This is a genomic window from Pseudomonas cyclaminis (assembly GCF_015163715.1).
Lineage (GTDB): Bacteria > Pseudomonadota > Gammaproteobacteria > Pseudomonadales > Pseudomonadaceae > Aquipseudomonas > Aquipseudomonas cyclaminis.
Genome location: NZ_JADDUM010000084.1, coordinates 1 through 26,524, shown reverse-complemented (window position 1 = coordinate 26,524; position 26,524 = coordinate 1). Strand labels below are relative to the sequence as shown.

The window sequence follows — 26,524 nt, the reverse complement described above, 5'->3', positions numbered from 1 at the left end:
AGGACACCAGTGTAATTGCCACCCGCCCACCCCCGCCTAAACTCCATCCAAGTTATTTCAACGGACAGAGGACTCACCATCATGGGCAAACGCCACCCCAATCTCCCCGCCTGGCAATGGCGTAACTACCCGCAAAATCATCAACACCCCACCAACCTGGCCTTGCACCTGATCGCCGTGCCACTGTTTATCGTCGGGTTTCTGTTGATCGTTTCCGGGGTGTTCAGCCTGAGTCTGGCCAGTTTCGCCATTGGCGTGGTGGGCATCCTGGCCGGCCTGGGTTTGCAGCATCATGGTCATAGCCTGGAAGCCCAAGCCAGCGAGCCTTTCAGTGATCGCAAAGATGCAGTGCAGCGCCTGGTGGTCGAGCAGTTCGTGACCTTTCCGCGCTTTGTGTTGAGCGGTGGCTGGTGGCGCGCCTGGCGGCAGCGCCATCGGCACTGATGCTTAGGCGAACACTACAACGGTCTGGCGGCTGATCGCGATCAACTCGCCGGAGGGGCTCCACAGTGCTGCGGCAGCGTGGCCGTAGCCGTCGCGGGCGTGTTCGATGTTGACGTAGTACTGGCACCAATCGAGGGTTGTCAGATCCTGCAATGGTTGGATGAACTCGATGGTCCAGGTCAGGGTGCTGCCCGGAGCCGGTTTTTTCAGGTGCGGGAGCAAGGCCGGTGGCCAGGCGTCGACCAGGGCGAGGATATGCGCTTCGGTCAGCGGCTCTTCTTTCACATCCCCACGCAGGCGAACCCAGCCGCCCATGTCGCGAGACTTATTGCCGGTAAATGGCAGGCCGCCGACGCTCCAGCGCATCGCCAGGTGCCGCATGAACTCAGGCGTGACGCCCTTGATGTAGGGCAACTCCTGGCACTCGTCCCAGTGTTTGAACACCGGTGGTGCTTCGCTTGCCACATCAATGACTGATTCACGGGAAGCGCCGAAACTGGCCTGTACCAGCGTCGCCACTTCACCGTTCTGCATGACACGGCCGAGCAATTGGCTGACCGCCTTGCCTTCGCGCAACACTTCGACTTGATAGCTGGCAGAGACGTCGGGCGCCACCGGGCCAACGAAGGTGATTGCCAACGAACGCAACGGTCGGTCCGCAGGCACCTGGGCGCGCAGGGCTTCGTACTGCAAAGCGGCCACCAGGCCGCCAAACGTCGCGCGACCTTGTGCCCATTCAGCAGGAATGGTGACATCCAGCGGGTGGCTACGGGCAGCGTCGAGCAAGTCACTAAAGCGCATGGCAACCTCAGGTCAAAGGAAACAGATTAGGGATCTTAACCATCGTGGGGATGAGGTACAGCGCCTATTCCGGCCAAAAGCCGGACCGATTCAGAAACAATCGGAGCTGAGCTTGTCCAGCACCCGATCCGCCTGCCCCTCGGCTTTGGCCATGGTTTTGTGCCATACCGCCACACAGGGTTGCAGATCCGCCTGGTGTTCAGCCTGGGCCAGCCACTGCCAGCAGTCGTGCCAATCGCCCAGGGCACCCTGGGCTTTCTTCAGGCGCGACATGGCGTTGGTGGGCAACTTGTCCAATTCGGGATAGGCCTCGGCGGCATAACGCACGCGCTTGATCAACAACCGCAGACGGTGGCGATCATGACCAGGATCCTTGAGGGCTTCACCGAGGGTATGCCATTGCTTGGCCAGGCGCTTCTCGATACGCGAGCGCAGGCCCTTGAGCAACTTCTGATGATGGGAGGCGCGCATAAAGCGTGGGAAGGCATCCAGAATCTGCAGCAAATGCGCCAATTCCGGACTTTGCGCTACCTGGCGATAAGCATCGGGCTGCAGACGCAGACGCCGATCCGCCGCGTCGTGATGACCCTGCTGGTGCAGATAGGCGGCCAGCACCTCACGATCACGCAGTGGGGTGGTCAATCGGCCGACAGTGCTGGCGGCCAGCTCAAGCTGTTCGACGCCCGGCAACCCGCGCAAGGGCCGCAGCAGGCTGCGCAGGCGCCGCACCGTGGTGCGCAAGTCATGCAGCGCTTCGTCGTCGGTGACGGCAGCGAGGCGAGCCTGGCAGCTCAGTAACCCTACTTCCAGGCCAATGACCTGAGCGACTAACTGATCGACCAACGCTGACATCCTGCCCTCACTTCTTGATGAAAAACCCTAATTGCTGCCCACGGCTCAACGCCCGGCGCGCGACTCACGAATATAGAACCGTGCCTTTTCAGCCTTGTTGGAGCAGCCTTCAAACGCTTCAAACTGCTGCTGAGTCTTGGCACCGGTCAACAGGGACAACGCCTTGGAATAGCTGACGGTACCGGCAAAGCCTTCGGCCTTGGCCAGGTCGAGTTCTTTCCAGGCAGCGTCCAATTGCGAACCGCAACTGTCGCGGTAAGCGGTTTTGCCGGCACAGCCGGCCAGGGCCAACAGAATCACAGGCACACACATCCAGGCTTTCATCGATGACACCTCAAAATAAAGAAAAACAGTCGTACGGTTGTAGACGTTACCTACAACAAAAAGTGCCTTGTCCTTAGCCTGAAATCGATAGTACCTATTGCCAGAGCATACCCGAGCCTAGTCGCTACTCTGGAAAAATATTACGCCGCTCAGCGAAGATTGAAGCCGCCCCCTCAATGGGTGCATTGTGGGTAACTGCCGATCAAAGGATATGGACCATGAAAAAACGTGTTGCCTTGGTGCTGGGCTCGGGCGGAGCCCGGGGCTACGCCCATATCGGAGTAATCGAAGAAATCGAACGACGCGGCTATGACATTGCCTGTATCGCCGGCTGTTCCATGGGCGCGGTGGTGGGTGGGATCTATGCCGCAGGCAAGCTGGACGAGTACCGAAACTGGATTGAAAGCCTTGATTACCTCGACGTGCTGCGCCTGGTGGACGTGAGTTTTCGCCTCGGTGCGATTCGTGGCGAGAAGGTCTTCGGCCAGATCCGCAAGATCGTCGGCGAGATCAATATCGAAGAGCTGCGCATCCCCTATACAGCCGTGGCCACCGACCTCACCAACCAGCAGGAAATCTGGTTCCAGGAAGGTTGCCTGCACCAGGCGATGCGCGCCTCGGCGGCAATTCCCAGCCTGTTCACCCCCGTGATGCAAGGCAACCGCATGCTGGTAGACGGCGGCCTGCTCAACCCGTTGCCCATCGTGCCGGTGGTGTCGAGCCATTGCGACTTGATCATCGCGGTCAACCTCAACGCCACCAACCAGAAGCACTACCACTTACCGGTGATCCAGCGCCCGCCGGCTTTCAAGAGCCGCTTCAACAGCCTGGCGAAATCACTGGGTTCGCACTTGCCGTTTCGCCGCAAGCAGGCCGAGCAGTTGATGAAGCTGGAGCAGGAGGCCTTGCAGGCCCAGGCGGCCGAGATCAACCCGTGGCTGGATTCGGCTGAACCCGAGTCCCAACAACCCGCCGCCGCACCGGAAAAACCCGGGGCACCGAAGTCCGCCACGGGATCGTTCATCATCGATAATGTGGGGCCAGCGTCGCTGCTGGACCTGATCAACCAGAGTTTCGAGGTGATGCAGACGTCATTGGCCCAGTACAAGATTGCAGGCTATCCGCCGGACGTGTTGATCAACGTGCCGAAGCGGGTATGCCGGTTTTTCGAGTTCTACAAGGCGCCGGAGTTGATCGCGTTGGGGCGGGAAATTGCCAGTGATACGTTGGATCGGTATGAGAGTGAGCAGCCCTGAGTCGTTCGCTGTTGCCGATGACGCCACGCGGGCAAGCCCGCGATGGCGATGGATCAGATAACCAGCCTCTTCTGGCTCAAGCCCCCAACAACCGATACCCCACCCCCGCCTCGGTCACGATAAAACGTGGCTGAGTCGGATCATCCGCCAGTTTCTGGCGCAGATGGCCTACCACAATCCTCAGGTAGTGACTGTCCTCGGTATGGGTCGGCCCCCAGATATCCTTGAGCAGTTGCTGCTGAGTGATCACCCGCCCTGGATGCCGTGCCAACTGCGCCAGCACGGCATATTCCTTGCGGGTCAGCGCCACTTCAGCGCCGTCCAGGAGTACCCGGCGATAGGCCAGGTCGACTGTCAGCGGGCCGAAACTCAAAGCAGCTTCCTGCGCTTCGCCTGCGGGTGCCTGGCGCAGCAGCGCGCGAACCCTGGCGAGAAATTCCTGGATACCAAAAGGCTTGGTCACATAGTCATTGGCGCCGCCGTCGAGGGCTTCGACCTTTTGCCCTTCGCTGGCACGCACCGACAACACCAATACCGGCACCGTCGACCACTCACGAAATTCACGCAGCACCTGCTGGCCGTCCATGTCCGGCAGGCCGAGGTCGAGGACCAGCAAGTCCGGCTTGCTCAATGCCGCCTGGGCCAGGCCTTCGTTACCGGTACCGGCCTCGATCACTTTGTAGCCCTGGGAGGCCAGGCTGATGCGCAAGAACTTGCGGATCTGCGGTTCGTCATCAATGACCAAAATCGTCGCGGTCTGGCTCATGGTGTCCCATCAAAATCCGTGGAGAAAAGAGGGTAGCTCACGACTCAGGCTCCAGGCCAGGCTGTGTCGGCAATGGCAAAAACAGGGTGATGCAGGTGCCGCGCCCTTCAATGCCATCGGCAACGCGGATATGCCCTCCGTGCGCACCGACCATGCCCTGGCAGATCGCCAAGCCGAGGCCGGTGCCCTGCCCGCCTCGATCACCGCGTGCGGCGGTGTAGAACATATCGAAAATTTTCGCACGCTCGTCTTCGGGAATACCCGGTCCCTCATCGGCCACCGCGAAAAACAGTTGGTTATCCAACACCCCGGCACTCAATTGCAAACGCCCCTGGGGAGGTGAAAAGCGCGCAGCGTTCTCCAGCACATTGACCAGCGCCTGCTCGATCAAGGCCGCATGCACATACAGCAATGGCAGCTCAGGCGGCACCTCGGTGCTCACCTGCAACGGCGCCAGCACCGCACGCAAACGGCCGAGGGCACTGCCGACGATATCGCCCGGCGACACCCAATCCCGCGCCAGCTTGAGCGCGCCATGGCCCAGGCGCGTCATGTCCAGCAGGTTCTGGATATAACGATCGAGGCGCTCGGCTTCATCGCGTGTGCCTTCCAGTAACTCGCGACGGTCCTCCAAGGGAATGGCTTCACCCAAGGCCAACAGGCTGTCGATACTGCCGCGCATGGACGTCAGCGGCGTACGCAGATCGTGGGACACCGACGCGAGCAAGGCACTGCGCAGCTGCTCGGTTTCGCCGTGCAGGCGTGCGGATTCAAGCTCCTGCGCCAACTGCGCACGGGCCAGGGCCTGGGCCAGCGGTTGGCTCAAAGCGGTGAGCAGGCGGCGGCGTTGACCACTCAACGCCTGGCCCGGTTTGGCACTGACACCCAGCAAGCCCAGCGGACCTTCCTCGCCCGACAATGGCCACCACCACCAACGCCCGAACGGCAAGGTGCCGGTGCCCATGCCAGCGGGCTGGTCATGTTGCCAAGCCCAGTCGGCCGCGGCGCGTTCGGCTTCGCTGAGGGTCAACGGGCCGCCGGTCTCGACCTTCCAGCCGCCCTGACCGTCGCGATTGACCAGGCACAGGTCCAGATCGCTCCAGCCTTCCAGGTGATGGGCCGCCGCGCTGACCACCGCCTGGCGATCGGTGGCGGCCGTGAGTTTACGTGACAGGTCGAGCAACTCGCTGGTTTCTTCCTGGGTGTCGCGCAATGCCTGCAGTTGTCGACGCTGGCGCGCCGCGAGGTTGCCTGTGAGCGCCGCCATCAACAGGAAGAACAGCAGGGTCAGCACATCTTCTTCGCGCTGGATGGAGAAGGAAAAATTCGGCGGAATAAACAGGAAGTCGTAGGTCAGAAATGACAACGCCGCGCACACCAGGGATGGTCCCAGGCTGCTGCGTACCGCCACCAGCAAGACGGCGGCAAGGAACACCAACGAGATATTCGGCAACGGCAACACACTGGACACCGCCCAGGCCACGCCCGCAGCCACCAGCGTTGCGACCACCGCCAAGGCGTAATCGAACCACACCAGCCCGCGTACTTGCGGCATACGCGGCGATGCAGGAATGTCGTCGCTGTCGAGCACGTTGATTTCCAAGCCCCGCGCATTGCGTAACAGACGCGCCGCCAAACCGCCCCCAAACAGGCGACGGCGCCAGCGCATCCGCGACTGCCGACCAACACCAGGCTGGCACGGCGTTCGGCGGCGTGCTGGATCAACGTCTTGGCCACCTCCCCCGCCCGGAGCAACACGACTTCGCCGCCAAGACGCTCGGCCAGTTGCTGGGCGTTTTGCAGGCGCAGACGCGACTGTTCATCCCGTGCTCGGCCGTTATCGATATGCACCAGGCTCCACGGCAAGTGCCGACGCTGTGCCACACGGCTGGCATGCCTTACCAGGCGTTCGGCCTGGGCATCACCGTCCACGCCCACCAGCAAACGACCGCGCACCGCCGGTGCGGCCTGACCGAGCTGGCGATAACCCTGGGCCAAGTCGTCGTCGACGTGGGCGGCGGCGGTCTGCATCGCCAGCTCGCGCAGGGCCATCAGGTTGGTCTGGGAGAAAAACGCATCGATGGCCGCTCGGGCCTGTTCCGGGACATAGACTTTGCCGTCGCGCAGACGCTCCAGCAGCTCGCGGGATGGCAGGTCGATCAGCAGCAGTTCGTCGGCCTCTTGCAGCACCCAGTCGGGCAGGGTTTCACGCACCTGCACGCCGGTAATGCCGCGCACTTGGTCATTAAGGCTTTCCAGGTGCTGGACGTTGACCGTGGTAAACACGTTGATGCCGGCGGCAAGCAGTTCCTGAATGTCCTGCCAGCGCTTTTCATGGCGGCTGCCGGGGGCGTTGCTGTGGGCCAGTTCGTCCACCAGCACCAGCTTGGGTTTGGCGGCGAGCAGGCCGTCGAGGTCCATTTCTTCGAGCATCACGCCGCGGTATTCGCTGCGCAGCAACGGTTGCTGTGGCAGGCCGCTGAGCAAGGCTTCGGTTTCGGCGCGACCATGGGTTTCCACCACGCCGGCGATCAACTTGACGCCCTGGCGCAGTTGGGTGTGGGCGGCCTGCAGCATGGCGTAGGTCTTGCCCACGCCCGGTGCGGCGCCGAGGAAGACTTTGAGCCGGCCACGGCCATTGCGGGGCAGATCGGCTAGCAGGGCATCGGCGCGGCCGGAGTCGCTCATGCGTGGGGGTTCCTTCAGGTATTTGTATAAAGTCTTTCAGGGCCCCATCGGGGGGCAAGCCCCCTCCCACATTTGGAATGCATTTCCCTGTGGGAGGGGGCTTGCCCCCGATGGCGGTCTCAATGCCTACAACTTTTCCAGGGCCATGTTCAGCGCCAGCACATTCACCACCGGCGGCCCCACCAACGGGCTTTCGATGTGCTCATCCAACAGCCGTTGCAAAGTCGACACCGGCACATTCCGTGCCGCCGCCACTCGCGCCAGTTGATAGGCAATCGCCTGAGGTGGCAAGTGTGGATCAAGACCGCTGCCAGAGGTAGTCAGCGAGGCCAAAGGCACCGGCCCCTGGCTTGGCACCAGCTGTTTATTCGCGTCATCGAATACACGGGTGGCCAACGCAGGGTTACTCGGGCCGAGGTTACTGGCGCTGCTCGACACGGTTGCAAAAGCACCCGCCGATGGGCGCGGGTGGAACCAGCTGTCACCGGTAAAATCCTGGGCGATCAGGCTGGAGCCGCGCACCTTGCCATCGGCGTCGCGCACCAGGCTGCCGTTGGCTTGGTCGGGGAAGGCCACTTGCGCCACGCCGGTGACCACCAGTGGGTAGGCCACGCCGGTGATCAGGGTCATGAGGACCAGCAGGCTCAGGGCCGGACGGATCATGTTAGTCATAGTCAAATCCTCAATAAATCGGCAAACCAAGGTAGCCAGTTCAAACCAGGTGCAGCGCGGTCAGCAGCATGTCGATGGCCTTGATGCCCACGAATGGCACCAGCAGCCCGCCCACGCCATAGATCAACAGGTTGCGTCGCAGCAGCGCCGCCGCACTCGCCGCCTGTACGCGCACACCGCGCAGCGCCAACGGGATCAACACCACAATGATCAGTGCGTTGAACACGATGGCCGAGAGGATCGCGCTCTGCGGGCTTTGCAAGTGCATCACGTTGAGCACGCCCAACTGCGGGTAGATCGAGGCAAATAGCGCCGGCAGAATCGCGAAGTATTTGGCCACGTCGTTGGCGATGGAAAAGGTCGTCAACGCGCCACGGGTCACCAGCAATTCCTTGCCGATCTGCACCACGTCCAGCAGCTTGGTGGGGTCGCTGTCGAGGTCGACCATGTTGGCGGCTTCACGGGCGGCCTGGGTGCCGTCGTTCATGGCCATGCCCACGTCGGCCTGGGCCAGCGCCGGGGCATCGTTGGCACCGTCGCCGCACATGGCCACCAGGCGACCGTCGTTCTGCTCATGACGAATACGTGCGAGTTTTTTCTCTGGCGTGGCTTCGGCCAGCACGTCATCCACCCCGGCCTCGGCGGCAATCGCGGCAGCGGTCAACGGGTTGTCGCCCGTGACCATCACGGTGCGGATGCCCAGTTTGCGCAGCTCGGCGAAACGTTCGCGGATGCCGGGCTTGACCACGTCCTTCAAGTGAATCGCACCGAGCAACTTGCCATCGGCACATACCAGCAACGGGGTGCCGCCGCTTTGGGCGATCTTGTCGATTTCCCGCGACAACGCGGGGGCAAGGTCAAGGCGTGCTGGCCGATAAATGCCAGCAGCGAATCCACTGCGCCTTTGCGGTAGACCCGGCCTTGGCAGTCAACGCCAGATAGGCGGGTTTCGGCGCTGAACGGCACGGCGGTCAACTCATCCGGCGCAGGCTCGGCCTGAGGGTGCAAGGCGCGCAGGTATTCAACGATGGATTTGCCTTCCGCCGTGTCGTCCGCCAGGGACGCAAACAGCGCGCCTTCGGCCACCTCGCGGCCGCTGACGCCAGGCGCCGCGACCACCGCTGCACAGCGGCGATTACCAAAGGTGATGGTGCCGGTCTTGTCCAGCAGCAACACATGCACGTCGCCTGCTGCTTCCACGGCACGGCCGGACTTGGCGATCACATTGAGGCGTACCAGACGGTCCATGCCGGCGATGCCGATGGCCGACAACAGGCCGCCAATGGTCGTAGGAATCAGCGTCACCAGCAGTGCGACCAGAAACACCAACGGCAAGCTGCCATTGGCGAAGTGGGCGAACGGCTGCAGCGTCACGACCACCAACAGGAAGATCAGCGTCAGGCCGATCAGCAGGATATCCAGCGCGACTTCATTGGGGGTCTTCTGGCGCTTGGCGCCTTCCACCAATGCGATCATGCGGTCCAGGGTCGACTCGCCGGGGTTGGCGGTGATGCGGATCAGCAGCCAGTCCGAGACCAGTCGGGTGTTGCCGGTGACGGCCGAACGGTCGCCGCCGGACTCGCGGATCACCGGAGCGGATTCGCCAGTGATCGCCGCTTCGTTCACCGCCGCGATGCCTTCGATCACCTCGCCGTCACCGGGGATCATCTCCCCGGCGGCAACGCGCACCACATCGCCTTTGCGCAGGCTGGTGGCGGGCACGACCTTGAAGCTGCCATCGGCTTCCTTGCGTCGTGCGCTGAGGCCTTCACTGCCGGCCTTGAGGCTGTCGGCGCGGGCCTTGCCGCGCCCTTCGGCCAAGGCTTCGGCGAAGTTGGCAAACAGCACGGTGAACCACAGCCACACGGCGATCTGCACGGCAACGAAAGTCGGCACGGTGGTGTCAGGCACGAAGCACAGCACCGTGGTGAGGATCGCAGTCAATTCGACCACCAGCATCACTGGCGAGCGCTTCAGCTGGCGCGGGTCGAGCTTGACGAACGCCTGGACCAGCGCCGGGCGCCACAGAGCAGAGATGGCGGTTTTGACAGGCTCCTGGGGTTTGACCGGGGCCGCGTTTTTTGCAGGCATATTCATGTTCATATCCCTTCTCAGAAGCCCATGCTCAAGTGTTCGGCGATAGGACCCAGCGCCAGCGTCGGCAGGAAAGTCAGGCCCCCTACCAGCAAGATGGTGACGGTCAACAGGGTCACGAACAGCGGGCCGTGGGTGGGAAAGCTGTTCTGGCCAATCGGTGCGCTCTTTTTCATCGCCAGGCTGCCGGCCAGGGCCAGAACCGGGAGGATGTAGCCAAAGCGGCCGATCAGCATGCCCAGGCCGAGCATCAGGTTATGGAACGGCGTGTTGGCGCTGAAGCCGGCAAACGCCGAGCCGTTGTTGGCGCTGGCCGAGGTGTAGGCGTAGAGCAACTGGCTGAAGCCATGGGGCCCCGGGTTGCTGATGGCGCCGGCCGGACCTGGCAAGCTGGCGGCAATGGCACCGAGCACGAGCACGCCCACCGGCATCACCAGCAAGGTCACGACGAGCAGTTGCACTTCCTTGGCCTGTAGCTTTTTGCCGAGGTATTCCGGGGTGCGACCAATCATCAAGCCGGCGAGGAACACCGCGATCAACACGTTGAGCAACATGCCGTACATGCCGGCGCCAACCCCGCCGAAGATCACTTCACCGACCATCATGTTGACCAGCGCCACCATCCCGCTGAGGGGGCTGAGGCTGTCTTGCATGCCGTTGACCGAACCGTTGGATGCTGCGGTGGTAGTCACCGACCACAGCACCGTGCCGGTGGTACCAAAGCGCGTCTCCTTGCCTTCCAGCGGTGCGGTCTGCTCCACGGCCGGGTTATTCAGGGTCGGATTGGGCTGGTACTCGGACCACAGTGACGTCGCGCCGCCGATCAGGAACAGCGCCAGCATGCAGCCGAGGATTGCACGGCTCTGGCGCAGGTCTTTGACGTAGTGACCGAAGGTGAAGACCAGCGCCACCGGGATCAGGATGATGGACGCCACCTCAAACAGGTTGGCCCAGGCGGTCGGGTCTTCGAACGGATGCGCCGAGTTGACACCAAAGAAGCCACCACCGTTGGTGCCCAGTTGCTTGATCGCAATCTGACTGGCCGCCGGGCCGAGGGGGATGACCTGATCCACGCCTTGCAGCGTCACGGCATCGACGTAATGGGCGAAAGTCTGTGGTACGCCCTGCCACACCAGGAACAACGCCAGCACCAGGCACAGCGGCAACAGGCCGTAGAGGGTAGCGCGGGTCATATCAACCCAGAAGTTACCCAATGTCTGGGCGGACTTGCGACCGATCCCACGGCACAAAGCGACCAGCACTGCCAGACCGGTCGCCGCACTGACGAAGTTCTGCACGGTCAGGCCGGCCATCTGGCTGAGGTAGCTCAGTGACGCCTCGCCGCTATAGGACTGCCAGTTGGTGTTGGTCATGAAACTGACCGCGGTGTTGAAGGCCAGCGTCCACTCCTGCCCCGGCAATTTCTGCGGGTTGAGTGGGAGATAGTCCTGGAACACCAGGATCGCGAAAAGCAGCAGGAAACCCGCAAGGTTGAATGCGAGCAAGGCCAGCATGTATTTCTGCCAGCTCTGCTCCTGCTGCGCGTCGACACCCGACAGGCGATAACAGGCTTTTTCGACCGGCCCCAGTACCGGAGTCAGCCACGTGCGCTGGCCCTCCATCACCTTGTAGTAGAACCGCCCCAGGAAGGGGGCCGGCACCAGTACCACGGCAAAGAAGGCAATGATCAGCCAATAGTCATAACTGTGCATGGCCAGCTCCTAGTTCCGATCCGCGCGTAGCAGCGCAACCAGCAGATAAATGAACAGCGCCACGGCCAATAGCAGTGACACCCCGTCCAGAACGCTCATGGAAGTCTCTCCGTTCAGCGGCGAGTGCCGCGTGTGGGGCAATTGTCCGCAGGAGTGGTGTAAAGGAACGAGAGCGAGGGTGCGGGCGGGGCGTAAAGACGGCGTAAAGAGTGGGTTTATGCGGGGATTACAGAAGGACTTGCGGTGGCTGGGAGGGCCTCATCGGGGGCAAGCCCCCTCCCACACTTGGCCCTGCGTATACCGGTCAAAATGTGGGAGGGGTTTGCTCCCGATAGCGCCGGCACAGTCACCACCGCACTTATCTGGTGCAACGAGGGAAAGTTTCAAACGCCAAACCATCCCCCAGACGACAGTTGCGCGCCTTTACGACAATGATTCTCAGGCTGGCATGGCCGCTGCAACACCTTGAATCATTCCAAACCGTTCAGGGAGCAACACAATGAACACACAACTCAAACCCACCCTAGGCACCCTGCATTTATGGGGCATTGCCGTCGGGCTGGTGATCTCCGGGGAATACTTCGGCTGGAGCTATGGCTGGGGCGTGGCCGGGACCTTGGGCTTTCTGGTGACCTCGTTGATGGTCGCCGCGATGTACACCTGCTTTATCTTCAGCTTCACCGAGCTGACCACCGCGATTCCCCATGCTGGCGGGCCATTTGCCTACAGCCGTCGGGCGTTTGGAGAGAAAGGCGGTTTGATCGCCGGCCTTGCCACACTGATCGAATTTGTCTTCGCACCACCTGCCATTGCCTTGGCCATCGGCGCTTATCTGAATGTGCAGTTTCCAGCGCTGGACCCGAAACATGCGGCCGTCGGTGCGTACATCGTGTTCATGGGCTTGAACATCCTTGGCGTGAAGCTCGCCGCGACCTTTGAACTGGTGGTGTGCGTGCTCGCTGTCGCCGAGTTGCTGGTGTTTATGGGCGTGGTTGCGCCGGCCTTCAGCTTCAGTAACTTCGCCCTGAACGGCTGGGCCGGTTCCGACACGTTTGGCGCCCCGGCAATTGCGGGCATGTTTGCCGCGATTCCCTTCGCCATCTGGTTCTTCCTCGCCATCGAAGGCGCAGCCATGGCGGCTGAAGAAGCGAAAGATCCGAAGCGCACGATTCCAAAGGCCTACATCAGCGGCATCCTGACCCTGGTGATCCTGGCCATGGGCGTGATGTTCTTCGCGGGTGGCGTGGGCGATTGGCGCACCCTTTCGAACATCAACGACCCGTTGCCACAGGCCATGAAAACCGTGGTCGGCGAAAGCTCCGGCTGGTTGCACATGCTGGTGTGGATCGGCCTGTTCGGTCTGGTGGCGAGCTTCCACGGCATTATCCTGGGCTACTCGCGCCAGTTCTTCGCCTTGGCCCGCGCCGGCTACCTGCCGTCATTCCTCGCCAAACTGTCGCGTTTTCAAACACCGCACCGAGCCATCATCGCCGGCGGCGTGGTCGGCATCGCCGCTATCTACAGCGACGGCCTGATCAACCTCGGCGGCATGACCCTCACTGCAGCGATGATCACCATGGCCGTGTTCGGCGCGATCGTCATGTACATCATGAGCATGCTCAGCCTGTTCAAATTGCGTAAGACCGAACCGCTGCTGGAACGCACCTTCCGCGCGCCGGGTTATCCGATCGTGCCAGGCATTGCGTTGGTATTGGCGCTGGTGTGCCTGGTGGCCATGGCGTGGTTCAACACGCTGATCGGGTTGATCTTCCTGGGCTTTATGGCAGTGGGTTTCATCTACTTCCAACTGACCGCGCAAGACCGTGCCGATGCGCCGGCAGATGCAATGTTGACCGGGCTCTAAGCTTTACGAGGCAGAACGGGCCTACACTGAACTACTCAGAAAGCCCGTTACTCAAAGCAGTTATTAACGTGGGAAAATTCTCCCACGTTAATCTGCCTCAAGGAGAGCCTTATGCCGTGGTATGCGTGGTTGATTATGGTGGTCGCGATCGGGTCGATCGTCGGGGGGCTGATGATGCTGCGAGACAGCGCCAACAAGGTGGAACTCACCGACGAGCAACGCAAACGCGTGGCCGAACGCAACGCCCAGGCGGATGCCAAGGATTCGCAGGATCGCTGATCCTTGGGTTACTCCCAAGCAGCCTTGGCAATCTGCAACCCGTGCTGCCCCTTGTAGGCAGCACGCTCTGGCTGGCTCCAGCCACTCAGTAACTCATCCTCCAACTGATAGATCTCGACGCCCAGCGGACGGCACACCGTCAGTGGATCCTGCGCATCCGGGCCCCACATCGGCAGTGACAGATCCCCACCCGGGCAGGTAGACAGTGCACACAGCAAATCAATTTCGGCAAAAAACTCCAGGTAATCGCCCTTCTGCGCAGGACACGCCTTCATGAAATACATGTCGTCGTGATTAAGACCGGTGCACTGGAAAATATTCAGCACGTCATGCACGTCGAATTCCGTCAGACCGTGGGGCAACACCGCACGCGTCAGGTTCGAGTGGCAGTGGTGATGGAAATCCTCGCTCGTCAGCATGCGGTTCACATAGGGATCGCAACGCGTGCCAAGCAAGTCATGCAAGCGTCCGCCGTGCTCGTCGATACCGTAACCGGCCAGGCTGTCATCAGTGATCGTAACCAAAGGCCGCAAAAACGGCAGATTCGACCACAAGCGGTCATGGGTACTGACATGAGCGCCCTGCAATTGACGGGTGCGCGCCGCCCAAAGACGTTCGCGAGGGTCATTGGCATTCCATACGTTAAAATCGCCCACCTGCGGCCCCACCGGCGTGGTGACACGAAACACATGCCCGGCCGGCACCTTCCACGCCCTGCCCGTGCGAATCGGCACTTCAAACTGTTCGATCAACGTGCGCTGATCCGCCCGGTCACGAATGCGCTCGTAAAACGCCGTATCGACCTGCAACGCCGAGCCTTTGCTGACCTGATAAGCGGCCGGATAGTCTTTATACATGGTGCAGATCCTCAATCAGGGGTGGGTAAAGAGAGCCAACGACAGGCGTTCGGAATCCTCCAGGTAAAGGCTCATCGCCTCCCCGGCCGCCGGTTTATTCGCCTGGACCAGTAACGTGTAAATCTCGCGGTCACGTTCCAGCCAGGGCGACTGGAATCGCTGCTCATCGAGCGCCGCGCAAAACACCAGGCGTAATTGGGCGATGACCTGGGCGAAAAACTCATCGAACAACGGGCTGCGCATCAACCCGACGATGTGCTGATGGAACAACAAACTGTGGGTGGCCACGGCGCGCCAGTCTTCGCGCTCACGGGCCAGGGTGGTGGCGTCGATAGCGTTTTGCATGCGTCCGGATTGATCATCCGTCAACGCTCTGCTGTCGGCGATGGCCTGTAATTCGAGGGTGCGGCGCACGACAAACAGGTCGCGAACCTCGTCCCGCTGCAGTCGCCGGACCATCACACCCTTGTTGCGCACATAACGGGTCAGCCCTTCCTGACCCAAACGGTGCAGGGCTTCGCGAATGGTGTTGCGCGACGCACTGTAAGCCCGGACCAGATCCACCTCGACCAAAGCCATACCTGGCAATAACCGCCCGCCGATAATGTCGGCGCGCAGCTCCAGGGCAATCTGGTCGGCTAAAGACAAACTGGGAGTCATCATTGCCTCACGATTGTTGAACAATCTTTCGGGTAGAGGTAATCACTTTTCATGCCAACACCTGATCTTCGCCAAACGTGTAAAAAAGTTCAGGTTGGTTAAAATGCCAGCCTGTCACCGAGGCCGCCCTATGCGTTATTCACAAGACCACAAAGCCCAGACCCACCAACGCATCATCAAGGAAGCATCAGCCCGCTTTCGCCGTGACGGCATCGACGCCACCGGCCTGCAGCCGCTGATGAAAGCGCTGAACCTGACCCATGGAGGCTTCTACGCGCACTTCAAGTCCAAGAACGAGTTGGTGGAAATAGCGCTACAGGCTGCAGCGTCCGACCTTGATGCCCATTGCGACATGCTGTTCAGCCAGGAACGGCCGCTGGACGCGTTTATCGACAGCTACCTGTCGGAATGGCACCTGACCTCACCGGACCAGGGCTGCCCATTACCAACGATGTCTTCCGAACTGGGCTTGAGAGGCCAACCCAGTGCAACCACCGACCACGTGCTCGACGCAAGGCTCAAGCAAATTGAAACGGCGCTGGGCGAGGGACGTTGCGACGCGGAAAGTCTGGTGATGATGTCGACACTGGTAGGCGCATTGGTCCTGGCCAGAAGCGTCGAAGATCCACAATTGGCAAGGCGGATCATGGACGTGGTACGGGAGAACCTGAAAACGCAAAATCCGCAGGAGAAAGAGGCCGATCAATGACCGGCCTCCTGGATGCTTAGTTGATCACCAACCTGTCGCGGTTCTTCTCCAGCAACGCCTTGCCGATACCCTTCACTTCCAACAACTCATCCACCGCCGTGAACGGACCATTGCTTTCGCGGTAGGCGATAATCGCCTTGGCTTTGGCTGCCCCAATGCCGAACAGGTCCCGACGCAGGGTCTCTGCGTCGGCGGCGTTCAGGTTGACCTTGGCAGACTGCTCGACCTGGATCATCTGCGCGGTGATAGGGGTTGGGGCTTCTGGCTTGATGGACGGCGCGGCGGTGGTGGCGACGGAGAGGGTTGTGAGGACGGCGAAGATCAGCGAAGAAATGTAGGTGTTCTGCATGGGTGACGCTCCTTGACATCGTTGAGGGAAAAGCAGCTTTTCCGAAGCTGCTTTTCAAACTTAGGTGATGTTGGGGATTCGTCAAAAATGCTTGCGTAACAGAGTGTTAAATCACGGTTCCAAGCGACGTTGCTGGTAGATCCAGTCGACGATCTCTCCGTCAGGGGAGTAGCCGCTTACAGTGTCGCGCAGGAGTTGGCGGACGCGGGTGTAGTCATCTTGTTCCACCGCGGCCAGCAGTTCCGTCAGCTTGTCTTTGAGCACATCCCAGGATAAATGATCTTCGTTGGCGCTCATGATCATGGGGTGTCGTGTAGCGACAACGTTGTCGCCGATCAGTAACTCTTCGTAAAGCTTTTCGCCGGGGCGTAGGCCGGTGAATTCGATGGCGATGTCGCCCTGGGGATTTCTATCGGAGCGCACGCTCAAGCCCGAGAGATGAATCATCCTTTCAGCCAATTCTACGATTTTCACCGGCTCACCCATATCCAAGACGAATACATCGCCGCCCTGGCCCATTGAGCCCGCCTGAATCACCAACTGTGCGGCTTCGGGAATGGTCATGAAGTAGCGGGTGATTTTCGGATGAGTCACCGTGATAGGCCCACCCGACTTGATTTGCTTGTGAAACAACGGGATAACCGAACCGGAAGAGCCCAGTACATTACCGAACCGGACCATGGTGAACCTGGTTTTATTGACGCGGGAAATGTTCGTTTTATCATCAAACAGCACAGGCGCCAGCTCCCGGCTCAGCGCTTGAAGGGTCAACTCGGCAAGGCGCTTGGTACTGCCCATGACATTGGTGGGACGTACAGCCTTGTCGGTCGAAATGAGCACGAAGTTGGAAACGCCGGCTTGGAGAGCAGCCTGTGCGGTATTGAGTGTGCCGATCACGTTGTTCAATACGCCTTCGGCGATATTGTGTTCGACCATCGGCACATGCTTATAGGCAGCCGCGTGATACACAGTGTCTACCCGCCAGGTTTTCATGACATCCAGCAGTTTATTCGGGTTACGTACCGATCCAAGGATAGGGAGCAGTCGAACCGATAGCGACTCACGGGCGATGCGCTGTTCAAGCTCAGACATAATGCTGTAAAGATTGAACTCACTGTGTTCAAACAGTAACAACGTCGTCGGATTCAACGTCAATATCTGGCGGCATAATTCAGCCCCTATCGAACCTCCGGCCCCCGTCACCAGAACGCTTCGTCGCATGATGCAATGTTCTAGCAGTTCGGATTGCGCGGGAACGGTATCGCGCCCCAGCAAATCAGCGATATCAACTTCTTGGATGTCATCTACCTTGACCCGCCCGCTGGCAAGGTCCATAAACCCCGGCACGCTACGTACATGCAAGGGAAAACCTTCCAGAAACCCCAGGATTTCGCGTCGACGGCCTCTGTTGGAAGACGGTATGGCCAGAAGGATTTCCTGTGCACCAGTGGCTTCGATCATCCGCTGGATATGTTTGGGCTTATAAACCTGCAACCCTGAAATGACCCGATCAGAAATGCCATCGTCATCATCGATAAACGCAACCGGGCGCATGACACGGCCCATGCGCAAAGCAGCGACCAGTTGGTTACCTGCGGCGCCTGCGCCATAAATTGCAACTCTCGGCAAACCATCTTCCCGACTGGTAAACGGCACATGCTGCGCCGCCGTGAACCAATCGCCGAGGAAGTACTGGCGCATGGCCAGGCGCAATCCACCGACCATTATCACGCTTAGCCACCAATAGTTGAAAATAATCGAACGAGGTACGACGGCCTGATGATTGCTATACAGGTAAACCACAACCCCCAGCATCAGCGAGGAAAGGCTGACCGCCTTGATTATCACGATCAACGCATCGTTACCAAAATAACGCATCACGGCGCGGTACATGCCGAAACGCACAAAAAGCGGAATAGCCACCACTGGCGCACTCAAAAATAGCCAGAAGTGTTGCGCCACAGGGTTAATCATGTCGTCCACCCCTAGGCGAACGACAAACGCCATCCACAATGCCAGCCAGACCAGGAGAACGTCTGTGATGACTTGCAGAAAGCGCTTCCTTCGCCGAGGAAGGCCCAGTAGCCATGACCGGATGGTACCCATAAACCCTTCAAACACCTGTGCCGCTCCTTTACACCTGCGGTTAAACGCACACTGCTTCTATAACCCGTTTACTGCAAAAACAACATCACGTTTCCAGTTCGCCAGCGCGGTACTTGATGGCTAAAACGAGCAAGGGCGTATAAGCGATAACCAACCCCAGCAGGCCATTCAAGCCCAAAACACCGACGCCTATTGCGATGGGGGTCAACCACAGCACATTGATCGCCAAGATCGAAAGCGTCACAGGCAAGTGACTGCCCACTTTACGAGACGCGAACTGGTAGGCGTGGCTGCGATGGGCTTCGTAGACTTTGTCCCCCCGCACCAATCGCCGGATCAACGTCAATGTTGCATCGACAATAAACGTACCCAAGAGAATCAACCAGACCCACAGCAAGTTGGCATTCTCCCAGGCCGCAGCCAGTGACAGCACACCAAGGGCGAACCCGAGAAAACCACTGCCGGCATCGCCCATGAATATTCTTGCCGCCGGAAAATTCCAATAGAGGAAACCCAGCACTGCCATGCTTAACAACAGTGGCACCCAGATAGCCGCCTCATACCCGCCCAGCCAATAGACCATGCAGGCCCCGAGGCATACGCAAACCGCCTCGACACTGGCCAGCCCATCGATGCCGTCCATGAAGTTGTAAAGGTTGAGTGCCCATACCAGGTAAAAAACAGCGGCAACATGACCCAGCCAACCGAGGTCGAAGGTCATGCCCGGCAAGCTCACAGCGGGTAAACCGCCGACCCAGAAGAGTGCCCATGAGGCGGCACTGAAGTGTCCCAATAAACGCCAACGGGCGGCAATGTGACCATGATCGTCGAGAAACCCCAGCACCGCGACCGCTGCACCGCCCCCCATGAGTGCCCAGGTGAGGGAGGGAGAAACCACCCCACTCACGAACAACAGGGGCAGTGCTACGAGAAAACTCACGACAATCGCGACACCGCCACCCCTGGGCGTAGGCACTGAGTGAGAGCTGCGCGCGTTGGGTACGTCAATCAGGCTTCGAGACAGTGCATAACCGCGCAATAACCAAGTCAATACACCTGCAAGGACGGCGACAATCGGCACGAGCCAAAGTAAGTGGTTCATCAACGGCTCCCTATCCGGTTCATATTCACACACGCCACTACTTCAAATTCCCCTGAAAACGCTCTGCGGTCTTACGTAAAGCGGTCGTCACAGATGTAGGTGGCGTCCATCCCAGGAGCTCACGCGTTTTTTTGATATCAACCTGTAGAGAGCCACACAGGCGCTGCCCCATTCCTTTGCGTCCGATTAGGAACATGCCCCAACGCAGCAGGGCCGCGGGAACAGGAATCAGCCGCGCAGGCTTGCCCAATGCCACCCCAATACGGGTCAACAACTCCGTGGTCGACATATCTTCACCGTCACTCACCAGAAACACCTGGTTGGCCGCTGCGGGGTGCTGAAGGCACGTCACGATCAGGTCCACCAGGTTATCCAGCGCCACTAGGCTGCGCTGACTGTGGACAGCCCCCAGCGGCAAGGCAATGCCTTTGTTCAGCCATACCATCATGCTGCGAAAGTTCGCCTTGACGTCCGGGCCATACACGAGGACGGGACGAATAATAACGACCTCCATGCCGGTCCGCTGCGCGAGTAACTGAAGTTGCTGCTCAGCCTCCATCTTGGAGACGCCGTATGGGCTCGCCGGGGCGGGTGGATCATCTGCCGTGTACGCTTCCCCTGGCCGGGTACCCTCGCCATTGACTTTGATCGAACTGATAAAAATAAAACGTTTGACCCCCAACCGCGCGGCTTGCTCGGCCAACCTCAACGTGCCGTCCACATTGACCCGGCGATAGGCCGAATACGGATCGCACGATGCATCGGACATCACGTGAACACGGGCCGCACAGTGAACCAACACATCAACATCCGTGAGAGGCAGGTCCTCCGAGGCAAGGTAGTCTTCACCCACCCGCACCCTGGTAGCACCTAAAGGCAACACCACGTCGTCACGACGTACGAGTGCAAGCACATGACAATCAGCATTCGACGCGAGACGCTCTACAAGCGCAGCCCCGACAAAGCCACTTGCTCCGGTCACGAAGAATGTTTTCTTATGACTCAATCCGCATTCTCCAACCGCCTAAACACTTCAACATGTTGCTCCACAATTTTTTCTACACACGACTGCACGACTCACTGTCGCTCGCGATGAAGGGAGCAACCAGCAAGAGCCAGGTGAAACGCCCAATAAGTTTGAACATGCTCAGGTGCTCGCGTCGCCAGTCTTCAAACGCCGACCAAACTACGCGGCCACAACGCCCAAAACCCCGCCCTCAGCAGCGTTCGCAGCGAACGCCCGACTTTGCGCGCCCCCGTCATCACTTCGCAAGGAGCGTAGAGTACCACTTGAAGCGCTGACTCCGCAGGCTCCGAGCATGCCTGGACGTGTTTCGAAGCGCTGAGCATCGAGCATACGTCGATCAATATGATATTGAGCGCTACAGGCAATGGGCGGACATGGCATTGATGCCAGTCACAGGTTTGAAAGTCGACGCCAAAGCCTGCATCGCAGGTTCTGCGCGAGCGCGCTGGCTTGCCGTCGAACGCAGCGATCACCGCAGTAAACGGCAAGCCCCAAAAAATCCTCTTGACCCTGGAGTTCGGCAGCCGCCGCGCCACGTAAATGGCCCTTTTTTATATGTGAATTCAAGAGTCTATGTTAGTCTCCGCGCCTGCCAACTCTGCTGTAGCACTCGTGCCCTATGGGTCTCTACCCTCACCCACCAGTTGATTGAGCGGGTTTCAAAGGCGCTTTTAGGAGAGGTTTCCCATGACGGCAGCAATGTTGGCGAATGGCTTGGGTACACGCCCTCCCGAGAGCCGCCACGTTCTCGTCCCCTGCGTCACGTCAGCACACCTTTTTCTATAATGAAATCCATGATTTTATTACTTGCCCTGGTTAGGGTCATGCCGTCAAAGAGTACGTTGCCCACTCAATCGAAACCCTATTTCGATTTCATTGATCCCCCGCATGGAACCTGCCTATTGAGCGAGCATGTTGAGGACCGCGGCGAATGAGTGGCCTATTTAAAAATATTTCTGCCAACTTTGTAGGGCAAGGCTGGATCGCCCTGATGGGGATCTGCTTTGTTCCACTCTACCTTAAGTTCATTGGTGTAGAAGGTTACGGGCTGGTTGGATTTTTTATCATTCTTTCGTCAGCCATGACGATGTTTGACGGCGGTTTTGGCGCCGTGGCATCGCGAGAGGCGTCCACTTATGAAGCCGCCTCTGCAGCCCAAAAACAAAAGATAGTACTGACCATTAAAAGCGTGGAATGTATCTTCTGGGCTGTCGCAGTCGCGCTCGGCACATGCGTCACACTGCTGGCCCCGCTGATTGCTGACCACTGGCTCACCGTCAATGCGGACAACATTGAATCGGCCACGCGCTCGCTGAGAATAATGGGGATTGCACTGCTGTTACAGTTCCCTATCGGGCTTTACTATGGCGGCCTCATCGGCCTTCAAAAACACGTCACGCTAAACTCGATAAGTTCGTTATTCGCCACGACGCGTGCCGCCGGCGCGGCCTTGGTTTTATGGATTGTTTCACCCACCGTGGAGTGGTTTCTGTTATGGCAGGGCATCAATAGCCTCGCCACCGTTCTGGTATTGCGTAGAAAACTAATCAGTGAACTTCCAGAATGGCGAGAAGTGGGCGTGTTTTCCACGGACATCATTAAACGCCTCGGTGGCTTTGCGGCCGGCGTGGCGACCACCAACATCCTTGCCTTTCTATTGATGCAAGTGGATAAGATCATCCTGTCAAAAATACTCCCACTCAAGGAGTTCGGATGTTACATGCTGGCCTGGACCGTGGGTTCGGTGGCGTTCCGGCTGGTCTCCCCAGTGTTTAATGTCTACTATCCAAAACTGGTATCCCTTGTCACTACTCGCAACAACGTTGAGACATTTGGCACCTTCACAAGGGCCAGCCAAGTACTTTCATTGCTGGTGATCCCCTTCTCTATTTGGGTCGCGCTGTATAGCCAGCCGTTACTGCTGTTATGGACGAGAGATGAGCACGTTGCGGCACTAGCCAGTACTCCGCTATGGTTTCTGGCGATTGGGACCATGTTCTATGCGTTTATGCAGATGCCTTACGCACTCCAATTGGCCCACGGCTGGACCCGGTTCAGCGTATGGCAGAACGCTGTGGCTGTTGTATTCATCATCCCGCTGACTTACTACCTGGCCACCCACTACGGACTGGACGGCAGTGCATTGCCCTGGTTGATTCTGAACGTGAGTTACGTGTTGATATGCTCACCCATTATTTTTCGAAAACTCAGTATCAAACCGACCAGAACCTGGTACACCGAAACAATCCTGATACCCGCCGCCATCGCCTTATGTGCGTTGTTTGCAATGAGAGCACTGTTCGACACTTGGGCGTTAAACAACCCTTTCACAATGGCATTCTCTCTGGGAGCCACCTACTTGCTCGTTGGGCTCCGCGTATTTGTCATCCGCTTTGCTGCCCGAAAAATCGAGTGGAGAAACACGCTCTGAGAATGCTGGCCCGTCACCGCACCGAAACAGCCGCCAGAGGCACTGATTTTGTTAAGGTGCGCACTCGATTTCCTGATCTATCAAGGTCTTATTTTTCACGAGGCGAAGCATAAAAATGCGCGTTGCTTTTGATCACCAGATCTTCTGCCTACAAAACTACGGCGGCATTTCTCGCTATTTTTCTCGCGTTGCCGAGCAGATGGCCATCACCGGCAACGAGGTGGGCATTTTCTCGCCGCTTCACCGCAACTTTTATCTCAACGACCTGCCCGAGGGCACTGTCCACGGCCAGAAAGCCGAACGGTACCCGCCTCGCACGACGCGGCTGGCGCTGATCTACAACCACCTGCTGGGTCAGCGCGCCATGCGTGCCTGGAAGCCTGAGGTTGTGCATGAAACCTATTTTTCACGTTTCAGCGCTGCCCCGAAGGGCTGCCCGATCGTATTGACTGTCTACGACATGATTCACGAACTGTTCCCCGAGAATTTCTCTGCCCGGGACCAGACAACGGCTTTAAAGCGACGCGCCGTTGAGCGAGCGGATCATGTCATCTGCATTTCGGAGAGCACCCGCCAGGACCTGATGAGACTGTTCTCGGTGCCCGAAAGCAAACTATCGGTGGCACACCTGGGGTTCGAGCAGTTCAAGCCCTGCGGCCGGGAAACGGCCGCCTCGCCCGTTAAGCCTTATCTGTTGTATGTCGGAAGTCGACACGGTTACAAAAACTTCTCCGGCTTACTGGATGCGGTTTCCCACTCGAAACGCCTAAAGACCGACTTTGATATTGTCGCCTTCGGCGGCGGTGACTTTTCGCCAAATGAGTTGGAGCAGGTTCAGCGGTTAGGCTTTGCCGCCGGACAGGTACGCCACGTTGGCGGTGATGACACGGTTCTCGGTCAACTTTACGAAGGTGCCAAAGCCTTCGTCTATCCGTCGCTTTATGAGGGTTTCGGTCTTCCACCACTGGAGGCCATGGCCCACGGCTGCCCCGTCATCAGCAGCGGTACCAGTTCAATGCCGGAAGTCATCGGCGATGCCGGGGCTTTGTTCGACCCCCTCAATGGCGACGAAATGGCCGGAGCGATAGAAAGAGTGGTTTACTCTGATAGTGAAATCGCGAGATTGATTGAGCGTGGCCATGAGCGGTTGAAGCAGTTTTCATGGCAGCGCTGCTCCCAGGAAACACTCTCGATCTACCAGTCCTTATAAAGGTAATGTTTTGGAATACTCAGAAAAAACAGCCCTGATTTGTGGCGTGAGTGGTCAGGACGGTGCTTATCTGGCAAAGCTCCTGCTCGAAAAGGGCTATACCGTCTGGGGGACTTCGCGCGATGCGCAGGGTTCTTCATTTGCCAACCTGAAGCGACTGGGTATTGTCTCGAAGGTAAAACTGTTGTCGATGGTGCCGGAAGACTTTCGCAGCGTATTCATGGCGCTGAAACGCAGCCAGCCTGACGAAGTGTATTTTCTTGCCGGGCAGTCGTCTGTCGGGCTGTCATTTGAACAGCCGCCGAAACCATCCAAAGCATCACCATTGGAACGCTGAACATGCTTGAGGCCTGCCGAATGACGGAGCGGCCAATTCGCTTTTACCAAGCAGGCTCAAGCGAGTGCTTCGGCGATACGAATGGCGAACCTGCGTCAGAGAACACCACATTCCACCCCCGCAGCCCTTATGCCGTGGCTAAATCGTCCGCTTTCTGGCTGGTCGATAATTATCGTGAGGCTTATAATCTTTTTGCGTGTACCGGTATCCTGTTCAATCACGAATCCGAATTACGCCCATCCAGGTTTGTTACACAAAAAATTGTAAGTACGGCCAAGCGCATTGCTGCGGGTTCGGGCGAGCGGTTGACGCTTGGACGGTTAGACATTGCTCGTGACTGGGGAGCGGCATCAGAGTACGTCGATGCCATGTGGCGCATGTTGCAATGCGATGAACCGAGTGATTTCGTGATCGCCACCGGCCAGACGCACACACTTGAAGCATTCGTTGCTGAAGCATTCACACAATTGGGACTCGACTGGACGGACTATGTCGACCAATCGCAGGAGTTCTTCCGGCCAACAGACCTGCTGATCAGTCGCGCGGACCCTGCCAAGGCCGAACGCGTTCTGGGCTGGAAGGCAAAGTCGACGATGACCGATATCATTACCAGCATGCTAAATGCAATTTAACTACATATTCAAAGAATTCTAGGACGTAGACATGACCCTGAAAAAAGCGCTGATCACCGGGATCACCGGCCAGGACGGCTCCTATCTAGCTGAGTTGTTGTTGGAAAAAGGCTACGAGGTCCACGGCATCAAGCGACGTGCATCGTCCTTCAACACCCAGCGCGTTGATCACATCTACCAGGACCCGCATGTTGATAACCAGCGCTTTATCCTGCATTACGGCGATTTGTCCGATTCGTCCAACCTGACCCGTATCATCAAGGAAGTGCAGCCTGACGAGGTCTACAACCTGGGCGCGCAGTCCCATGTTGCGGTAAGCTTCGAATCGCCTGAATACACCGCCGATGTCGATGCAATGGGAACATTGCGTATTCTTGAAGCAATCCGCCTGCTCGGGCTGGAGAAAAAAACCCGCTTCTACCAGGCCTCCACCTCAGAACTCTACGGCCTGGTGCAGGAAACGCCTCAGAAAGAAACCACACCTTTCTATCCACGCTCGCCTTACGCGGTAGCAAAGCTCTACGCCTACTGGATCGTGGTCAACTACCGTGAAGCCTACGGCATGCATGCATGCAACGGGATTCTGTTCAACCACGAATCTCCTCGCCGCGGCGAAACGTTCGTGACCCGCAAAATCACGCGCGGTCTGGCAAACATCGCCCAGGGCCTTGAACAGTGCCTGTACATGGGCAACATGGATGCGCTGCGCGATTGGGGGCATGCCAAGGACTACGTCCGCATGCAGTGGATGATGCTACAACAGGATACCCCCGAAGATTTCGTGATCGCGACAGGCGTGCAATATTCCGTCCGTGACTTCATTCGCTGGTCTGCCGCAGAACTCGGCCTGACCCTGCGCTTTGAAGGGGCCGGCGTGGACGAATGCGCCACTATCGATTCCATCGTTGGTGACAACGCCCCAGCACTCAAGGTCGGGGACACACTGGTTCGCGTCGACCCGCGCTACTTCCGTCCCGCCGAGGTAGAAACCCTGCTGGGTGATCCGACCAAAGCGAAGACCAAGCTGGGTTGGGTGCCGGAAATCACCGCGCAGGAAATGTGTGCTGAGATGGTTCGCGAAGACCTCAAAGTCGCCCAGCGCCATGCGCTGCTGAAAAACCATGGTTACGATCTGCCGGTGTCGCTGGAGAACTAGGATGTCACGCCAATTGAGCGAGTGTGTTTTTGTTGCCGGCCATAAAGGAATGGTCGGTTCGGCCATTGTCCGTCGCCTGCAAGCGTTGGGTTACACAAATATTGTGACCCGGGACAGGGCTCAATTGAATCTCCTGGATCAGCACTCCGTCACCGCGTTTTTTGCCGAGAACAAGATTGAGCAGGTCTACATGGCG

General features: G+C 58.7%; 22 protein-coding genes and 3 pseudogenes. 10 read left to right on the top strand and 15 right to left on the bottom strand.

Annotated features, from left to right (window positions below):
* Positions 1–81: 81 nt before the first annotated feature.
* Positions 82–444, top strand: a complete 363-nt coding sequence (locus IQK56_RS12150) for an Mpo1-like protein (protein WP_193864369.1) — start codon at positions 82–84, stop codon at positions 442–444.
* A 3-nt stretch (positions 445–447) separates the two neighbouring features.
* Here IQK56_RS12150 and IQK56_RS12145 read toward each other — a convergent pair whose 3' ends face one another.
* The 3 genes from IQK56_RS12145 to IQK56_RS12135 form a co-directional block, all read right to left on the bottom strand.
* A complete protein-coding gene (locus IQK56_RS12145) occupies positions 448–1,245 on the bottom strand; it encodes an acyl-CoA thioesterase (protein ID WP_122307855.1) in 798 nt (265 codons plus the stop codon).
* 90 nt (positions 1,246–1,335) lie between these two features.
* Positions 1,336–2,097 carry a CHAD domain-containing protein gene (locus IQK56_RS12140; protein WP_193901712.1) on the bottom strand — a complete coding sequence of 254 codons (762 nt, stop codon included), beginning with the start codon at positions 2,095–2,097 and terminating at the stop codon, positions 1,336–1,338.
* Positions 2,098–2,142: 45 nt separating this feature from the next.
* Positions 2,143–2,421, bottom strand: coding sequence for a hypothetical protein (locus IQK56_RS12135; protein WP_003238638.1), 279 nt, complete (start codon positions 2,419–2,421; stop codon positions 2,143–2,145).
* Between the two features lie 218 nt (positions 2,422–2,639).
* Between IQK56_RS12135 and IQK56_RS12130 the strand changes: the two genes are divergently transcribed.
* Positions 2,640–3,677: a patatin-like phospholipase family protein gene (locus tag IQK56_RS12130; RefSeq protein WP_150674615.1), complete on the top strand. Its 1,038-nt coding sequence runs from the start codon at positions 2,640–2,642 to the stop codon at positions 3,675–3,677.
* Between the two features lie 76 nt (positions 3,678–3,753).
* Here IQK56_RS12130 and IQK56_RS12125 read toward each other — a convergent pair whose 3' ends face one another.
* The 6 genes and pseudogenes from IQK56_RS12125 to kdpF all read right to left on the bottom strand — a co-directional run bounded on the left by IQK56_RS12125 (position 3,754) and on the right by kdpF (position 11,708).
* Positions 3,754–4,443, bottom strand: a complete 690-nt coding sequence (locus IQK56_RS12125) for a response regulator (protein ID WP_032892766.1) — start codon at positions 4,441–4,443, stop codon at positions 3,754–3,756.
* 37 nt (positions 4,444–4,480) lie between these two features.
* Positions 4,481–7,131 (bottom strand): annotated as a pseudogene (locus IQK56_RS12120) (DUF4118 domain-containing protein).
* Between the two features lie 126 nt (positions 7,132–7,257).
* A complete protein-coding gene (kdpC, locus tag IQK56_RS12115; protein ID WP_193863186.1) occupies positions 7,258–7,803 on the bottom strand; it encodes a potassium-transporting ATPase subunit KdpC in 546 nt (181 codons plus the stop codon).
* Positions 7,804–7,843: 40 nt separating this feature from the next.
* Positions 7,844–9,900: pseudogene (kdpB, locus tag IQK56_RS12110) on the bottom strand (potassium-transporting ATPase subunit KdpB).
* Between the two features lie 14 nt (positions 9,901–9,914).
* A complete protein-coding gene (gene kdpA, locus IQK56_RS12105; RefSeq protein ID WP_099587314.1) occupies positions 9,915–11,609 on the bottom strand; it encodes a potassium-transporting ATPase subunit KdpA in 1,695 nt (564 codons plus the stop codon).
* Positions 11,610–11,618: 9 nt separating this feature from the next.
* Positions 11,619–11,708: a K(+)-transporting ATPase subunit F gene (kdpF, locus tag IQK56_RS12100; RefSeq protein ID WP_003218754.1), complete on the bottom strand. Its 90-nt coding sequence runs from the start codon at positions 11,706–11,708 to the stop codon at positions 11,619–11,621.
* A gap of 400 nt (positions 11,709–12,108) precedes the next feature.
* Between kdpF and eat the strand changes: the two genes are divergently transcribed.
* Complete coding sequence (gene eat, locus IQK56_RS12095) at positions 12,109–13,473, top strand: ethanolamine permease (protein WP_122306724.1); 1,365 nt, start codon at positions 12,109–12,111, stop codon at positions 13,471–13,473.
* A 111-nt stretch (positions 13,474–13,584) separates the two neighbouring features.
* Positions 13,585–13,752: a DUF2897 family protein gene (locus IQK56_RS12090; protein ID WP_081797766.1), complete on the top strand. Its 168-nt coding sequence runs from the start codon at positions 13,585–13,587 to the stop codon at positions 13,750–13,752.
* Between the two features lie 8 nt (positions 13,753–13,760).
* On the opposite strand, the gene IQK56_RS12085 is transcribed toward IQK56_RS12090, so the two are convergent.
* Both IQK56_RS12085 and IQK56_RS12080 read right to left on the bottom strand, forming a co-directional pair.
* Positions 13,761–14,609, bottom strand: a complete 849-nt coding sequence (locus tag IQK56_RS12085) for an urea carboxylase-associated family protein (RefSeq protein WP_193863188.1) — start codon at positions 14,607–14,609, stop codon at positions 13,761–13,763.
* 15 nt (positions 14,610–14,624) lie between these two features.
* Positions 14,625–15,269: a GntR family transcriptional regulator gene (locus IQK56_RS12080; protein ID WP_150674878.1), complete on the bottom strand. Its 645-nt coding sequence runs from the start codon at positions 15,267–15,269 to the stop codon at positions 14,625–14,627.
* A 130-nt stretch (positions 15,270–15,399) separates the two neighbouring features.
* Between IQK56_RS12080 and IQK56_RS12075 the strand changes: the two genes are divergently transcribed.
* Positions 15,400–15,978: a TetR/AcrR family transcriptional regulator gene (locus IQK56_RS12075; protein ID WP_150674620.1), complete on the top strand. Its 579-nt coding sequence runs from the start codon at positions 15,400–15,402 to the stop codon at positions 15,976–15,978.
* Between the two features lie 16 nt (positions 15,979–15,994).
* Here IQK56_RS12075 and IQK56_RS12070 read toward each other — a convergent pair whose 3' ends face one another.
* From IQK56_RS12070 to IQK56_RS12055, 4 genes are all read right to left on the bottom strand, one after another.
* Complete coding sequence (locus IQK56_RS12070; RefSeq protein WP_193901711.1) at positions 15,995–16,327, bottom strand: ComEA family DNA-binding protein; 333 nt, start codon at positions 16,325–16,327, stop codon at positions 15,995–15,997.
* Between the two features lie 111 nt (positions 16,328–16,438).
* The gene (locus IQK56_RS12065; protein ID WP_150674879.1) at positions 16,439–18,433 is read right to left on the bottom strand and encodes a polysaccharide biosynthesis protein; all 1,995 of its coding nucleotides are present in this window, start codon (positions 18,431–18,433) and stop codon (positions 16,439–16,441) included.
* Between the two features lie 85 nt (positions 18,434–18,518).
* The gene (locus IQK56_RS12060) at positions 18,519–19,535 is read right to left on the bottom strand and encodes an MraY family glycosyltransferase (protein ID WP_193863190.1); all 1,017 of its coding nucleotides are present in this window, start codon (positions 19,533–19,535) and stop codon (positions 18,519–18,521) included.
* A 37-nt stretch (positions 19,536–19,572) separates the two neighbouring features.
* On the bottom strand, positions 19,573–20,541 hold the full coding sequence (locus tag IQK56_RS12055; protein WP_193863192.1) for a UDP-glucose 4-epimerase family protein: 969 nt from the start codon (positions 20,539–20,541) through the stop codon (positions 19,573–19,575).
* Between the two features lie 952 nt (positions 20,542–21,493).
* On the opposite strand from IQK56_RS12055, the gene IQK56_RS12050 reads away from it, so the two are divergent.
* The 5 genes and pseudogenes from IQK56_RS12050 to IQK56_RS12030 form a co-directional block, all read left to right on the top strand.
* The gene (locus tag IQK56_RS12050; protein ID WP_193863194.1) at positions 21,494–22,993 is read left to right on the top strand and encodes a lipopolysaccharide biosynthesis protein; all 1,500 of its coding nucleotides are present in this window, start codon (positions 21,494–21,496) and stop codon (positions 22,991–22,993) included.
* A gap of 115 nt (positions 22,994–23,108) precedes the next feature.
* Complete coding sequence (locus tag IQK56_RS12045) at positions 23,109–24,203, top strand: glycosyltransferase family 4 protein (RefSeq protein ID WP_193863196.1); 1,095 nt, start codon at positions 23,109–23,111, stop codon at positions 24,201–24,203.
* A gap of 46 nt (positions 24,204–24,249) precedes the next feature.
* Positions 24,250–25,172, top strand: a pseudogene (locus IQK56_RS12040) (GDP-mannose 4,6-dehydratase).
* Positions 25,173–25,203: 31 nt separating this feature from the next.
* Positions 25,204–26,328, top strand: a complete 1,125-nt coding sequence (gene gmd / locus IQK56_RS12035) for a GDP-mannose 4,6-dehydratase (protein ID WP_191629702.1) — start codon at positions 25,204–25,206, stop codon at positions 26,326–26,328.
* Position 26,329: 1 nt separating this feature from the next.
* The coding region (locus IQK56_RS12030) for an NAD-dependent epimerase/dehydratase family protein (protein ID WP_193901710.1) at positions 26,330–26,524 on the top strand (195 nt) is incomplete at its 3' end.